Here is a 13905-nt window from a genome sequence, read left to right as displayed (position 1 = left end):
TTATAAATTATTTGCGATTTACAAGTGCTCGCGCAAACCAGCCAAACGCGCCAAAGTCACGTCTTTGCCAACGATTTCCATGGACTCAAACAGTGGAGGCGAAACGCGACGGCCAGAAAGTGCTACACGCACAGGGCCAAATGCCAGGCGCGGCTTGTAACCAGCTTCCTCAACAAGCTTCTTGTTCAAAAGCTCGTGCAAGGAATCAGTATGCCAATCAGAAGCATCAACGTCCTTCAAGGCAGCGAGCGCAGCGTCAAGAACCTCTCCTGCGGATTCCTTCAACTGCTTACGAGCGTCATCATCTGGAGCAATGTAGCCATCTTCACTAAGAAGGCTTCCAACCATTCCAGCAACCTCGCCAAGCAAGCGCACGCGAGGCTGCACGAGTGGAGCTGCAGCTGTGAGAACTTCGCGCTCGCGGTCAGTTAATGCATCCCAATTATCCGCGCTAACTACGCCATCCTTATGCAAGTATGGCACGGAACGGTTCAAGAAATCTTGCGGATCGAGCATACGAATATGCTCAGCGTTAATCGAAATTGCTTTATCCAAGTCAAAGTGTGCAGGATTTGCCTTAACATCGCGCACATCGAACTTTTCAACCATCTCATCCATGGTGAACACGTCACGATCCGGCGCAATAGACCATCCAAGCAAAGCCAAGTAATTCAGCAAGCCTTCTGGAATAAAGCCGTTATCCCTATGCAAGAACAAGTTGGACTCTGGGTCTCGCTTAGAAAGCTTCTTCTTACCTTCGCCCATAACGTAAGGCATATGGCCGTAAAGTGGAGTTTCCTTAGCAATACCCATTTCCATAAGGTAACGGTAAAGCACAATCTGGCGAGGCGTGGAGCTAAGAATATCCTCACCGCGCAAAACCACGTTCACGTCCATTAACGCGTCGTCAACAGGATTCGTAAGCGTGTAAAGCGGATCGCCATTCGGGCGCACAATCACATAATCTGGAACAGATCCAGCTTTAAAGGTGATTTCGCCACGAATTAAATCGTTAAAAGTAATGTCTTCATTTGGCATCTTCAAGCGAAGCGCAGGCTTGCGGCCTTCCGCACGGAAAGCTTGCTTCTGCTCTTCTGTAAGATTGCGATCGTAACCATCGTAACCAAATTCAGCTGGACGGCCAGCAGCAATATTACGCTCCTTAATTTCTTCAGGAGTAGAGAAGGATTCGTAAGCGTATCCTGCTTCAAAAAGCTTTTGTGCTACGTCTTTATAAATTTCCATACGCTGGGACTGGCGGTATGGGCCGTTATCTCCGCCAACATCAATGCCCTCGTCCCAATCAATATTGAGCCAACGAAGAGCCTCAATAATCTGCTGGTAGCTTTCCTCGCTATCGCGCTCATTATCGGTATCTTCAATACGGAACAGCAATTTGCCATGAGTATGGCGAGCCTCTGCCCAATTAAACAGCGCGGTACGAACCATACCCACGTGAGGTGTGCCGGTTGGCGAAGGGCAAAAACGCACGCGAACATTCTTTGGAAGTTCAGGCTTTGTGGATTTTGTTGCATTATTAGCAACTTCTTGAGTTTCCTCTGTATCAGTCATAGGTTCCATTGTGCCGCGCGTTACGGACGGATTGCGTTCAGTCAAGAGCTTGCGTAGATTCTTTATTTCCTTCTACATGCGCAAATTTTGCTGCCAATGCTTCGCGAGATTTGCGATCGTCTTCTTCTTTTGCAAGCTTCTTAGCAACTTCTGGATCCCACAGCACGTCTTCACGATGTTTTTGCCATTCCGCAGCCAACAAAGGCGCCGCAAACATAATCAAATCGTAAACACTACTATCTTTACTACTCTCATCGCTGTTTTTAACGCAATCAACAAGCTCACGCCACTGAGCATCTTTAAACATCATGCGAGGCACGCCAGCACACTCGCACACTTCGTTAATATAAAGGAAAATTGGTAAAGTTTCTTGAATATCGCTAGTTTTTGCAACTAGCTTGATAAGAATACACAAAACCAGAATAATTTTTTGCGACTCTACAGATTCCCTATATTCAAAGGATTGCTTTTTTGCGTATTCGATAGCGTTTTGTAAATCTTCAGCAACCCAATTTCCTTGTACTCCCAACGTATCTGCAGCGCTATTAATTGCATCGGCATCAACAGATGCGTGAGAGTAAAGTTTATTAAAAATAGTTTCTATATTATTGACGTCGTTTTCTAAAATTTCTGCTTCCGCTTCGTCATAATTAGGCTCATAGCACGAATCCATTGCATCGTAGGCGTCCGCAGCCGAAAGCAAAGCGTCAACAATTTCTTGCGGTCTGCCCGGAATCTCGTCCGCACCTTCGTACACAAATTCAGCATCCGGAACGGTCACGTCAAGATTCGTTAGCATTCGCGCTATTGCTCGCATTGAGCGCACTTCCAGATTTTCCGCGTATTTTGCGTCGTTATCAAGGTGACGAGCTTCTGTTAATGGCCACAATGCTGTCAAATTTGCGGCGGATTGAGCTGCGTTATTTAGATTTTTTATGGTTTCGATTTCCACTTTTTCAATTCCCACGTTTTCGATTCCTATTGTTCCATTAGAAGCTACCATCGAACGCTCCTTTACATTCGCAGCTTTTACTTCTACTTAACGTTTGCTGCAGGATCTACATACGTAATAGAAAGTACGCGCAAAGTCTTGCAATCGTAAGTAATAGAAGTAATTGACGCCAATGCTGTGTGGCGAAGAAGCATATTGTGCTCAGCATGGCCAGTTTCCAGCAGGTGACGATAAGACCAAATCGGCGACTCATGTGTTACAGCCACAATTTGCTCACCAGGATGCTTACGAACCTGCTCGCGTGCAAAATCACCAACGCGAGTAGCAATACTGCGGTAGCTTTCTCCCCAACTTGGCTTCCACAAATTTGCAACAAGCTTCCAGTTATTGTTTTTCCACAACGCACCTTCACCGTAGCCGATTCTTTTCCCTCGGAAATTATTGCCAGCTTCAATCAAGCGCTTATCTAAAATAATGTCGCTTTCATGAGATTGAACCGAAGATTGTGCAGAAGATTTTACGGAAGATTGCGAAGAATCCTCACCACAGTGCGCTTTTACATAGCAAGAATCAGGAATAGCACGCAAAGCATCCTCAATTTCGCGCGCTGTTTCGCGAGTGCGATCAAGAGGAGACGAGTATATTGCACTAATTCCTCGCATTTGCGGAACTGTTGCAATATATTGCGCCGTAGCTCTTGCCATTCGCACACCTCGCGCAGAAAGATGAAATCCCGGCAGGCGCTCGTACAGCACATGATTCGGATTATCTACTTCCCCATGACGCACAAAATGAATTGTTGTAGCCGGCATTCCTAACTCCTACTTTTACTTCCAACCTTTTGGCGTATGATTTAGCGACCATTCACCCAAGCGATGCGCAAAAGTATTGTCTTTAGCGGCATCATAACCAGGTTTTTGCGACTTCGTGTCGTCTAAAAGCCACTTTCTAATAACAAAATTCCATATGGCTACAACTACTGTTGCAATAAGCTTGCCAATGTTTGTGCGAAGCATGTAAATTGCAGTGCCACGCAAAGTTTGTGCCATTCCAAAAGTGCTAGCCCAAATAATCGCGTCGTTAATAAGCAAGCCAATAACCGCAGAAATAACGAAAATCAGCAATTCCAGCCAACGAGCCATGTCTTCGCGGTGCTTAAACACGTATTTCATGCTGGCAATGTAGTTAAAAATAAGCGAAATAATAAACGAAATAGTGCCTGCAGCAACATTATTTAAGTGCACAAGAAGCAACAAATTCAGAAGCGCAACATCAATAATAAGCGCGATAATTCCTACAATTCCGAATTTAACAACCTGTTCAATAAGCTTTTTCATATATTCCATTAAACACGCGACGGCTAACAATTAACATATAATTGTTACGTAATAAAACTTACTAAATTTAGCAAGGGAGCAATTATGCCAGTTATTCATACTCATGTTTCCGTAAGCACAACACCTGCCCAGCGCGACGCATTAAAAGCTGCTTACGGCAAGGCGATTAACGCAGTTCCAGGCAAAAGTGAGCATTGGCTTATGTGCCCATTCGAGGACAATATGCCGATTTATTTTGCAGGAGACGATTCCAAGCCTGCAGCTTACGTTGAGGTGAACGTGTTTGGTTCCAGCGTGCCTGGGTCTGCTTGGGAAAAGTTGACTGAGCAGATTATGGCAGCTTTAGAGCGCGAGCTTGGCGTGCCACAGGATCGCACTTACATTCGTTACACTGCAACCACCGACTGGGGTTGGAACGGCAGCAACTTCTAGGTAAAAACTGCAAAATATATTAAAGCCAATTACTTCTTAGTAGGAGCTGCCCCAACAGATTCACGCACGATGAGGGCAGTTCCTAGTTTTTTATGCGAAACAGGCAAAGCTTCTTCATTAAAACGTATTTGATCAATCAAACTTTCTGCAGCCAAACGTCCTTTCGAAGTAATTGGCTGATGAACCGTAGTTAATCTAGGCGTGCAAATTGTAGACAAAGGCAAATCATCATAACCCGTAATAGAAAGATCTTCAGGAACGCGTAATCCTTGCGCTTGAGCTGCTCCAAGCACGCCTAGCGCAATAATGTCACTAAACGACACAATCGCAGTAGGCCTACATTCAATATCAATGTCATTCCACATTTTGTTGAAAACATCAGCGCCACCCTGATATGTGCAAGGCGTTTCTATAACGGTAATCTCTTTATCTTCCGGCGATAAGTTGTGCTTTCTGAGCGCACGCACAACACTTGCCATGCGTCTACCAACTATTCCTTGCCATCCCGGATAATCAGTATGCGATTTCGTTTCGATTGCTGCAATACCAATATTCCTATGACCTAAATCAATAAGTCGATCTACTAAATCTTCAAAATCATGCTCATCGTCGACTTCTACAGTTGGAACGTTAATAGGTTGAGCAGGATCAACAATCACTACAGGAACATGCTTATTCAAAATTTCAACAACTTCTGCACGCTCAGCTTCCAAGCCGCAAATTATAAAACCGCTTACTGCAGCTGTAGGAATAGCTTTTAACATTGAACCTCTTAATGGAGGTACAAGCATCAAAGTGTAGCCTTCCGACTGGCAAACCTGCCCAATTCCTTGAATCAAAAGTGAATAATAAGGATTTTGCAAAATCGTATCAATACCTTGCGGAAGCAACAAGCCCAAAGCATTCGAAGAATTCGTGCGCAATGCTCTAGCTGTTGCACTTCGCACATATCCCATTTCTTCAGCAGTTTGCATAATATGCTCAACCGTCGCCTCAGACAGTTTTGACGGATCATTATATGCAAAAGATACTGCAGACTTGGAAACATTAGCTTTCTTTGCAACATCCTTAATAGTCACTCTACGAACATTCATAGCTTCCCCACTGCTTCACCTTCATACATTATGATGGATTTTTCTCCCATACGGTATTGATTACCTATTATACTTGGCACACCAAATAGCGCACGATCCATACGCACTGGCAAATCATCACAATTGATGTAAGCTCCAGATCCTCGATGCACTAAACATAAGCATGCACGCCCTGAAGGCAAAGTACGAGTGATACACACAGTATGTTTTCCCAAAGCAGCTACATGCTGCCTTCCATATTGTAGAGCAGCATTTTCTCTACGTAGACGCATTAATTTGCAAACTGTTTTACGAACAGATAAATTCCAATCATTCTTATTCCAAATCATAGGAGCGCGGCAACCCGGATCATTTTCTCCTTCCATGCCATTTTCATCGCCGTAATACACCATAGGAGCACCATCAGCAGCGAATAGCAAAGCGTAAGCTAAATTCTCAGCGTCTTCAGCAGGTGTATCCCAAGCATATTCATGAGCCTTTGTGCGCGTAAGCAAGCGCTCAGTATCATGACTACCAAGCAAATTCAACATACAAGAGCGATGCTCTTCCGGAATATCGTTATACAAAGCATTCATGCCATCTGCAAAATCATAAGCATCCAAAGTTTCATCAGCGCAAAAACCTAGGACTAAATCACGAACAGTATAATTCATGGTTCCATCCATAAGTTCAGGAGTAAGCCATTGAGAAGGGTTACGCCATTCTTCAGCTACTAAGTATTTATCATCTCCAAAAGATTTCACTATATTATGGAAACCTTTCCAAAATGTTTTATTGACGAAATATGGAACATCTAAACGCCAACCATCAATACCACGATTTAACCAATATTTAGCAACGTTATAGTGATGTCTACGCACTTCTGGATTATACACATTCCATTTTGGCAAATAGTAGCAGCCTGAACATGTTTTATAATTCGGTTCCGGATGAGACACTACAGGAAATCCCTCTACCGAAAACCAATTAACATATTGTGATTGTTCACCGTTGCGAACAACATCTTGGAAAGCCCAATGACCTATTCCACAATGATTAAATACGCCATCTAAAACTACACGAATCTGCAATTCATGAGCACGTTTAATAAATTCATCAAAATCTGAGTCATTGCCAAGTCGAGAATCAATTTTGAAATAATCAGTAGCATCATAACGATGATTCGTATCTGCTTGGAAAATTGGGGTAAGATACAGAGCATTTATACCCATATCCGCAAGATATGGAAGATGTTTACTAATACCTTGCAAATCACCACCGAAAAAATTATCTCTAGTTGGAGATTTATCCCATGATTCTACAGGATTAGGGTTAATAGAAGCATTTGCATTTGCGAAGCGCTCCGGAAAAATTTGATAAAATACGCTTGATTTTACCCACTCAGGTTGCATGACTTGTTCCTAACAAATAATTAATTTTACAAATTACGAAAGTTTTATCACTTCTTCAATCTTTAAGACCAGTAGAAGCTATTCCTCGTTCAAGAGCTTTTTGGAAGAAGAAGAAAATAATAATTGATGGTAACGTTGACGTCAAAGTTCCAGCCATTAAATAATTCCATGACGTACCATAACGCCCAACAAAACCACTTAATCCGATTTGTATAGTACGCATTTCTTCAGCATTTGTAACCAACAGAGGCCACAGGAAATCATTCCACGCAAATAGGAATGAGAACACACCAAGAGTTGCAAGAGCTGGCTTAGAAAGCGGCAGAATAACTTTAATAAAAATACCAAGACTTGAACATCCATCAATTCGTGCAGCTTCATCAAGTTCACGCGGGATAGTACTAAAATGCTGACGCAGCAAAATAATGCCAAATACATCAGCCAAACGAGGAACCGTTAACGCTGCCATAGTATCAATCCAACGCAGCTGAGCAATAATACCGTACATAGGTATAACAGTTACGAAGGCTGGAACCATGAATGCAGAAAGCAGAAGCACAAATAATATTTTCTTTCCAGGAAACTCTAATCGCGCAAAAGCAAAAGCTGCCATAGCGTCGAACGCAAGATGACCAACTACAATAATTGCCGACATAATCAAGCTATTAATATAATAATTTGCAAACGGAGCACTTTGCCAAGCATGCAAATAGTTTTCCCAATGCCACGATGTTGGAATCACTGACTGAACGGCATACGTCTCAGCTTTTGTTTGCAACGACGTTGTAAACATCCACATAAATGGAATGAGTACTGAGGCTGCACCAACAATTAGTACAATATGTCGAGCAAGATGCAACGAACGCAATCTCGTAAAGACCTTACTTATTTTCTGCATTACTTACCTTCCATTGCACAAGAGTTACGATAAGAACTAACACCAGCGATGCTATCGCGATTGCTGTGCCATAACCGAAATTGCCTAACCTAAATGCTTGACGATACATAAACATTCCTAGTACGTCAGTGCCTCCTCGAGGACCGCCTTCAGTAAACACATAAATTAAATCAAATGATTGGAAACTGCTAATCAGCGCTTGAACAACCACGAAGAATGTAATTGGTCTCAACAGAGGAACTGTAATATAACGCAGCTGTTGCCAGCTCGTAGCACCATCAAGACTTGCCGCTTCATAAGTCGACTTAGAAAGAGATTGCAAAGCAGTCAAATATAGAATGATATTAAAACCTAAGTTCTTCCAAACTGTAAGAAATATAGTAGCAAATAATGCTAGCCACTTATCGTGGAGCCAGTCGGGTCCTGAAATACCGAGGGATGAGAGTACCGAATTTACAAGACCCGATGGATCCAGCATATATTTCCATACAATTGCTACAGCCACCGAGGAGGTAACGACAGGAAGGAAATATATGGTGCGATACAATCCGCGAGCGCGAATTGGCGCATCTAGTAATACCGCAAAAATCAAACCGGAAACAACCGATAACACAGCTACGCCAAACGCATATATAACAGTCACAGTTAAACTATTCCAAAATTCTGGATCTTGAGATAGTTTTACATAATTCTTCAATCCAATAAAATCTGGATTTGCAGAAAAACCGTTCCAATTCGTTAAGCTCGTGTAGGCTGCAGAAATAATTGGATAAAAAGTGAAGATGACGAGAATCACTAATCCAGGAAGCAATAATCCCCATGCTGTGAGAATTTGCTCCCATTTTCCTACAGTTTTATGATCATTTCGCATCAGCTTGCTACTGCCAACTTTTACGTTGTCAATAGTAGCTGGCTGCTTATTTTTTAGCTGTGCTATCGGATTACGCATGACTACTTACCTTGCGCTATTACGTCGTTGACTGCTTTTTCTGCATTCTTTAATGCAGTATCAACATTTACTTCGCCAGAAAATGCTTTTTCCATTTCTTTTGCGAATGCCAACGAAATCTGTGGATATAGTTTGGTGTTCGGGCGAGTATGAGCAGTTGCCATTTGTTCAATGTATGGCAGCAAGCGAGGCTCTTTCTTCTCAACCCAAGAACGATACTCTGCGTTGCTAGCTGCACTCTTTGTTGCAGGCAGGAAGCCGGTAGATTCACACCAATCAAGAACTTGTTTATCTTGCAAGAACCAAGTCACAAATTCAGCAGCGGCTTTTACTTTTGCATCATCATTATTAAATAGCATTGCCTGTTCTCCGCCAAGGTTGGTAGATGGCTTACCACCTTCAGGGGTTGGCAATGGCGCTGCAGCAAAATCAAACGGCGGATCAGCAGCCCAAATACCTACCATCCATGAACCTTCCTGTGCAGAACCACCTTGACCTTTTTCAAACTTGCCCCATCCAGCATATGGGCTCACTCCACTTTTAATAAGATCCATCCAGAAGTTTGCAGCTTTCTTACCTGCAGGAGTGTTAAATGCTGCAGCAGAGTTATCTTTCTTTAAGAATTCGCCACCGGCTTGCCAAAGATTGACTTGGAAGTTCCAAGTAAGAGCCTCACCGCTGTCTCCTGCTTCAGTTGGCAAATCGTAACCTGGAAGACCAGTCTTATCCTTAATCTGCTTTGCCATTTGCTTTAATTCATCCCAAGTTTTTGGCGGCTTATCTGGATCTAAACCAGCCTTCTTAAATACTGTGCGATTGTACATATACGCAAGATTATTGGCTGACATTGGAACGGATACTAAGTGACCATCAATTGAGCCGAAATTCTTTAATGCTGGGTTAATATTGTCAATTACTTCAGGCTTGAGAAGATTTTTTAAGTCTGCAGATTTGCCAATTTGCGCCATTTGAGGCATCCAAATCAAATCACCTATTGCCATATCAGGCAAAGTATTTGACGTAGCAGATGCGCGTAATTTTGTTAAGAAATCAGCATTAGGAACATTCGTAGTTTTAATCTCAATGTTCTTATGCGAAGCATTAAATGCTTTTACTTTTTTATCGAAAGCATCTGCATTAGCACCATCCCAGTAGTGCCAAACAGAAACGGTTGTTTTACCTTGAGTATTACTTGTAGAGCTTGTGCCGCCACCGCATGCAGTAAGAGACAGCGCAGCAGCGAGCATCATAGAGATTGCTCCAAACTTTTTTAGTTTCAACATCGTTGTTCTTCCTTAGAAATATTTAGAGAAACTTAGGTTCTTGGACATACCGCCCAATGAATCATTTGATATATAGCAACGCCAGACTTCTGCTGCAAACAGCGTCGTTTACTCCTTTCACTCATGAACAACCACTTTTGCTAATGCCTCAGCATCGAGCATTAGACGCGTGCATTTTTGTATCTTGCTTTACTGGCTAAGCGAGAATTACTTTAGATTGCACATTATTTTGTTCGTTATTGAAATATACTAAATCGTTCCAATAAATAAGTCAAGTGCGCGTTTTATACAAAAATCGCCATATCTTGTTACGTAAAATACGCATCAAAATATGGCGATTATTATAACTTTTACGCGACTCTACAAAACTTTAGGATTGCTCACTAAAATTAGGTTCGTCAGCAGTAGACTTAGCAGATACAGCGAAGTCAGCAGACTCGTTAAACTCAGCATCGCTTGAAGAATAGTCATCGCTACTAGCAACACTGCCTTCAAGATTTGGGCCAGCAGCTACACGAGCCACTTCTTCCATACCTTTGTTGTCACATAAAACCATGCGAACATAGCCAACAACAAATCCAACAACAGCAGGGCAAACCCAAGCCATGCCAAATTCCGAGAACGGCAGCCAGTTTTGAGCAACAATCAACATATCGTTCATATGCAATGCGTTGCGCAAAGCTGTTGGCAAACTATTCAAAAAGTCAAATACAGCTGCAACGCCAGTAAAACCAAGCGTCCAAGCGTACACGACTTTGGAATTTCCAAAAAGTCGACCGCACAAAGCCAAAAGAATCAATACGATTGACAGTGGATACAAGAACATCAATACTGGAACCGCATATTCGATGATTGCGCTCAAACCAAAGTTTGCAAGACCAAACGAAACAAGCGTAATCAACACAGCCCAAACTCTGTAGCTAGGACCCTTAGGGAATAATTTAGAGAAGGTTTCCGAGCAGCTTACGATTAAGCCAACCGCAGTTTTTAAGCAGGCAAGCGTTACAGTTGCAGCAAGCACAAACAAGCCAGCATTTCCAAGATGGTAGCGTGCAACTTGCGCCAAAGTTACGCCACCATTTTCCGCAGGTGGGAACAGAGCGCAGCTACGCACACCAACAATAACAATCGCAACGTAAATCACTGCCATAAGCAAGCAGCTAAAGAAACCAGAACGAGCAGTATTTACTGCCACATCTTTAGGATCTTTGACACCAAACTGACGAATGGTGCTAACAACCACAATTCCAAATGCCAAGCTAGCTAGAGCATCCATTGTGTTATAACCATCTAAGAATCCTGTAAAGAATGACTTATTAACGTAATTTCCCATAGGAGCAGCATCCGCAGAAGCGCCGCTTACAGGAGAAAATAGTGCAGTAAACACCAAAACCGCTAGGAACACAAGGAAGATTGGCGTAAGAACTTTACCAACCCACGTAAGTATTCCGCTTGGCTTCATAGCAAAGAAGAACGCAAGCGCAAAGAACACTACGGAGAACAAGAATAAGTAAAGCTGACCGTTTCCATCTTGTGGAATAACGCGCTCTAAGCCAACAGTGTATGAAGTTGTTGCGCAGCGCGGAATTGCAAAGAACGGGCCAATAGTTAAATACAGCACACAAGTGAAGAACATGCCGTACTTTTTGCTAGCTTTGCTCGAAAGCTCAAAAAGACCGTTTGCGCGGCTCATTGCAAGAGCCGTGACGCCTAACAACGGCAAACCAACGCCAGTAACAATAAAACCTAATGCTGCAGGCGCAGAATTGTTGCCCGCGTTAGCACCAAGAAATACTGGGAAAATCAGGTTTCCAGCGCCAAAGAACATGCCAAACAACATGACCGCCACGTACGCGGATTCAATAATTGTCAAGTTCCTTTTTTTCGGGGCACTGTCTGTGCTGACACTTTGTGTTGTGACGCTCATGCTTACACCTCCTATATGGTGAAAATTGTTTAAGCATATTATTCAGCTAAATCCCTGACTTTATTGTGGATTTAAAGCGAAAATAATATTAGGGGGTATCTTAATAAATCACATGTACTTAATCAGCATAAATTTACAATCTCGCGCGTGTCTTCTAATCAAAAATAAATAGGACGCTGGCATATTACCAACGTCCTATGTAATCAAAAAATGCTATATATTTTTGCTCTAAATCTTATATAAAATAAGCAAAATCACATCTTTTCTGGTGCAGAAACACCAAGTAAATCAAGACCAGCTGCAATAACTGTGCGCACAGCAGCGTTAAGCTTTAAACGAGCTGCAGCACGAGCTGGCTCTGGGCACTTTGCAATGCGAACTGCTTCGCGCTCAGCTTCTGGCAAACGATCTTCTGGGTCGCTTAACTCCATTGGCACCACGCGCTCAAGGTTGTACCACTTGTGGTAGCTTGCAGCCAAATCCTCAAGATAATGCGCAACGCGGTGAGGAGCGCGCAAATCGCCAGCTTGTGCAAGAGCTGCAGGCCATTGCGCCAAAGCAGCCAACACTTCGCCGTCAGCCTCGGTATTAAGCAAGCTCAAATCAGCGCCATCTTGCGTAATTCCAGCATCTGCCGCGTTACGAGCCACATTGCAACTGCGCGCGTGAGCGTATTGCACGTAGTACACAGGATTATCGTTGCTGTGAGAAGCGAGCAAGTCCAAATCAATATCAACGCTTGTGTTGTAGTCGGTGCGCGCAAGCGAATAACGCGAAGCGTCAACGCCAATTGCATCAACTAAATCGTCAATCGTAATAACGTTTCCAGCACGCTTGCTCATGCGCACAGGTTTTCCGTCTTTCATAACGTTTACAAGCTGACCAATAAGAATCTGCATGTTTTCGCCCGGCTTGTCTCCAAAAGCCGCGCACATTGCCATCATTCGGCCAATATAGCCGTGATGATCCGCGCCAAGCATGTAGATTGCCACGTCTGCAGGATTCTGCTCACGGTGACGCTTGTTGCGATAGTACGCAATATCTGCAGCAAAGTAAGCGTAGTTTCCGTCGGACTTAATAATTACGCGATCCTTGTCGTCGCCATGCTTAGTGGATTCAAACCAAGTTGCGCCATCTTTTTCGAAAATATCTCCACGCTCACGCAAGTCCGCAATAGCACGCTCAACTTCGCCATCCTCGTACAGGCTGTTTTCGTGGAACCACACGTCGAAACTAACGCGAAAATCGCGCATTGACTTGCGAATTTCGGCAAACATCATTGGCACTGCGCGCTTGCGGAACTCTTCTCGCTGCTCGGAATCACCTTCGCCAAGTGGCAAACCTTCCTTGTCTTTTCCAAGATCAATTCTTGGCAAAGAAAGAACATCAACGCCGTCTGCTTGTGCTTCTTTTATAACAGCATCCGCGATTTCGTTAATATACGCGCCTTTGTAGCCGTCTGCAGGAGTTTCTTCGCCGTGAGCTGCAGCAACTAAAGACTTTGCAAAACGGTTGATTTGCTCGCCATGATCGTTGAAGTAGTATTCGCGCACAACTTTTGCGCCGTTCGCTTCCAAAACTCGAGCCATAGAATCGCCAACTGCTGCCCAGCGCGTGCCACCAATGTGGATTGGGCCAGTTGGATTTGCGGAAACAAACTCAAGATTCAAAGTTTTGCCACCCAAGTGCGTATTCTTGCCAAAATCCGCACCCTGCTTTAAGACTTCGTCAACAACAGCCGCTGCAGACGCAGAATCAAGCGTTATATTAATAAAGCCAGGGCCCGCAACTTCCACAGATGCAATACCTTGCGCTTCTTGCAAACGCTCAGCAAAAAGTTCTGCTAAATCGTGAGGCTTCATACCAGCTTTTTTAGCAAGCTGCATAGCAACATTCGTAGCCCAATCGCCGTGCGCACGATCTTTTGGTCGCATTACCGCAAGTTTTTCGGCTGCAGGAATCAAATCTTCTGTTAGACTGCCAGCTTTACCATTTGCTACTAAATCTTTAGCGATTTTTTCAATTAATTCACTTAAGCTTTCTGGATTCATGGTTTACAGTCTAGCGTTA

12 protein-coding genes are annotated in these 13905 nt (G+C 43.4%); 1 reads left to right on the top strand and 11 read right to left on the bottom strand.

Annotation, left to right across the window (positions count from 1 at the left end; genetic code table 11):
• Positions 1 to 18: 18 nt before the first annotated feature.
• The 4 genes from gltX to ACLD5M_RS05720 are packed head-to-tail and all read right to left on the bottom strand — an operon-like array spanning position 19 to position 3861.
• Entirely contained in the window at positions 19 to 1581 is a 1563-nt protein-coding gene (gltX, locus tag ACLD5M_RS05735; RefSeq protein ID WP_032837698.1) for a glutamate--tRNA ligase, read from the bottom strand.
• Between the two features lie 28 nt (positions 1582 to 1609).
• Positions 1610 to 2575 carry a hypothetical protein gene (locus tag ACLD5M_RS05730; RefSeq protein ID WP_004134187.1) on the bottom strand — a complete coding sequence of 322 codons (966 nt, stop codon included), beginning with the start codon at positions 2573 to 2575 and terminating at the stop codon, positions 1610 to 1612.
• A gap of 32 nt (positions 2576 to 2607) precedes the next feature.
• Entirely contained in the window at positions 2608 to 3336 is a 729-nt protein-coding gene (locus ACLD5M_RS05725; protein WP_004134185.1) for a histidine phosphatase family protein, read from the bottom strand.
• Positions 3337 to 3351: 15 nt separating this feature from the next.
• Complete coding sequence (locus tag ACLD5M_RS05720; RefSeq protein ID WP_004134183.1) at positions 3352 to 3861, bottom strand: GtrA family protein; 510 nt, start codon at positions 3859 to 3861, stop codon at positions 3352 to 3354.
• 84 nt (positions 3862 to 3945) lie between these two features.
• Here ACLD5M_RS05720 and ACLD5M_RS05715 point away from each other — a divergent pair, with 84 nt between their 5' ends.
• Positions 3946 to 4293 carry a phenylpyruvate tautomerase MIF-related protein gene (locus tag ACLD5M_RS05715; protein WP_004134181.1) on the top strand — a complete coding sequence of 116 codons (348 nt, stop codon included), beginning with the start codon at positions 3946 to 3948 and terminating at the stop codon, positions 4291 to 4293.
• A gap of 29 nt (positions 4294 to 4322) precedes the next feature.
• Here ACLD5M_RS05715 and ACLD5M_RS05710 read toward each other — a convergent pair whose 3' ends face one another.
• The 7 genes from ACLD5M_RS05710 to argS all read right to left on the bottom strand — a co-directional run bounded on the left by ACLD5M_RS05710 (position 4323) and on the right by argS (position 13886).
• On the bottom strand, positions 4323 to 5387 hold the full coding sequence (locus tag ACLD5M_RS05710; RefSeq protein WP_004134179.1) for a LacI family DNA-binding transcriptional regulator: 1065 nt from the start codon (positions 5385 to 5387) through the stop codon (positions 4323 to 4325).
• Positions 5384 to 6778, bottom strand: coding sequence for a glycoside hydrolase family 13 protein (locus tag ACLD5M_RS05705; protein ID WP_004134177.1), 1395 nt, complete (start codon positions 6776 to 6778; stop codon positions 5384 to 5386). The genes ACLD5M_RS05710 and ACLD5M_RS05705 overlap by 4 nt, the downstream gene beginning before the upstream one ends.
• Before the next feature lie 55 nt (positions 6779 to 6833).
• Positions 6834 to 7676 carry a carbohydrate ABC transporter permease gene (locus ACLD5M_RS05700; protein WP_004134175.1) on the bottom strand — a complete coding sequence of 281 codons (843 nt, stop codon included), beginning with the start codon at positions 7674 to 7676 and terminating at the stop codon, positions 6834 to 6836.
• Positions 7660 to 8625: a carbohydrate ABC transporter permease gene (locus tag ACLD5M_RS05695; protein ID WP_410314787.1), complete on the bottom strand. Its 966-nt coding sequence runs from the start codon at positions 8623 to 8625 to the stop codon at positions 7660 to 7662. Before ACLD5M_RS05695 ends, ACLD5M_RS05700 begins: the two co-directional genes overlap by 17 nt.
• Positions 8626 to 8627: 2 nt before the next feature.
• Positions 8628 to 9908, bottom strand: a complete 1281-nt coding sequence (locus ACLD5M_RS05690) for an ABC transporter substrate-binding protein (protein ID WP_004134171.1) — start codon at positions 9906 to 9908, stop codon at positions 8628 to 8630.
• A gap of 370 nt (positions 9909 to 10278) precedes the next feature.
• Positions 10279 to 11835 carry a branched-chain amino acid transport system II carrier protein gene (brnQ, locus tag ACLD5M_RS05685; RefSeq protein ID WP_410314786.1) on the bottom strand — a complete coding sequence of 519 codons (1557 nt, stop codon included), beginning with the start codon at positions 11833 to 11835 and terminating at the stop codon, positions 10279 to 10281.
• Positions 11836 to 12089: 254 nt separating this feature from the next.
• Positions 12090 to 13886: an arginine--tRNA ligase gene (gene argS / locus ACLD5M_RS05680; RefSeq protein ID WP_004134167.1), complete on the bottom strand. Its 1797-nt coding sequence runs from the start codon at positions 13884 to 13886 to the stop codon at positions 12090 to 12092.
• Positions 13887 to 13905 lie beyond the last annotated feature (19 nt).

Source organism: Gardnerella sp. Marseille-Q9185, assembly GCF_046508745.1.
Classification (GTDB): Bacteria; Actinomycetota; Actinomycetes; order Actinomycetales; family Bifidobacteriaceae; genus Bifidobacterium; species Bifidobacterium greenwoodii.
Note: the sequence above shows the minus strand (reverse complement) of the source record. Positions and strands in the feature narration are given on the sequence as shown.

What these genes read in the sequence shown, in the direction of transcription:
- gltX (WP_032837698.1), bottom strand. Translation starts at nt 1,581, where the DNA reads ATGGAACCTATGACTGATACAGAGGAAACTCAAGAAGTTGCTAATAAT.
- ACLD5M_RS05730 (WP_004134187.1), bottom strand. Translation starts at nt 2,575, where the DNA reads ATGGTAGCTTCTAATGGAACAATAGGAATCGAAAACGTGGGAATTGAA.
- ACLD5M_RS05725 (WP_004134185.1), bottom strand. Translation starts at nt 3,336, where the DNA reads ATGCCGGCTACAACAATTCATTTTGTGCGTCATGGGGAAGTAGATAAT.
- ACLD5M_RS05720 (WP_004134183.1), bottom strand. Translation starts at nt 3,861, where the DNA reads ATGAAAAAGCTTATTGAACAGGTTGTTAAATTCGGAATTGTAGGAATT.
- ACLD5M_RS05715 (WP_004134181.1), top strand. Translation starts at nt 3,946, where the DNA reads ATGCCAGTTATTCATACTCATGTTTCCGTAAGCACAACACCTGCCCAG.
- ACLD5M_RS05710 (WP_004134179.1), bottom strand. Translation starts at nt 5,387, where the DNA reads ATGAATGTTCGTAGAGTGACTATTAAGGATGTTGCAAAGAAAGCTAAT.
- ACLD5M_RS05705 (WP_004134177.1), bottom strand. Translation starts at nt 6,778, where the DNA reads ATGCAACCTGAGTGGGTAAAATCAAGCGTATTTTATCAAATTTTTCCG.
- ACLD5M_RS05700 (WP_004134175.1), bottom strand. Translation starts at nt 7,676, where the DNA reads ATGCAGAAAATAAGTAAGGTCTTTACGAGATTGCGTTCGTTGCATCTT.
- ACLD5M_RS05695 (WP_410314787.1), bottom strand. Translation starts at nt 8,625, where the DNA reads ATGCGTAATCCGATAGCACAGCTAAAAAATAAGCAGCCAGCTACTATT.
- ACLD5M_RS05690 (WP_004134171.1), bottom strand. Translation starts at nt 9,908, where the DNA reads ATGTTGAAACTAAAAAAGTTTGGAGCAATCTCTATGATGCTCGCTGCT.
- brnQ (WP_410314786.1), bottom strand. Translation starts at nt 11,835, where the DNA reads ATGAGCGTCACAACACAAAGTGTCAGCACAGACAGTGCCCCGAAAAAA.
- argS (WP_004134167.1), bottom strand. Translation starts at nt 13,886, where the DNA reads ATGAATCCAGAAAGCTTAAGTGAATTAATTGAAAAAATCGCTAAAGAT.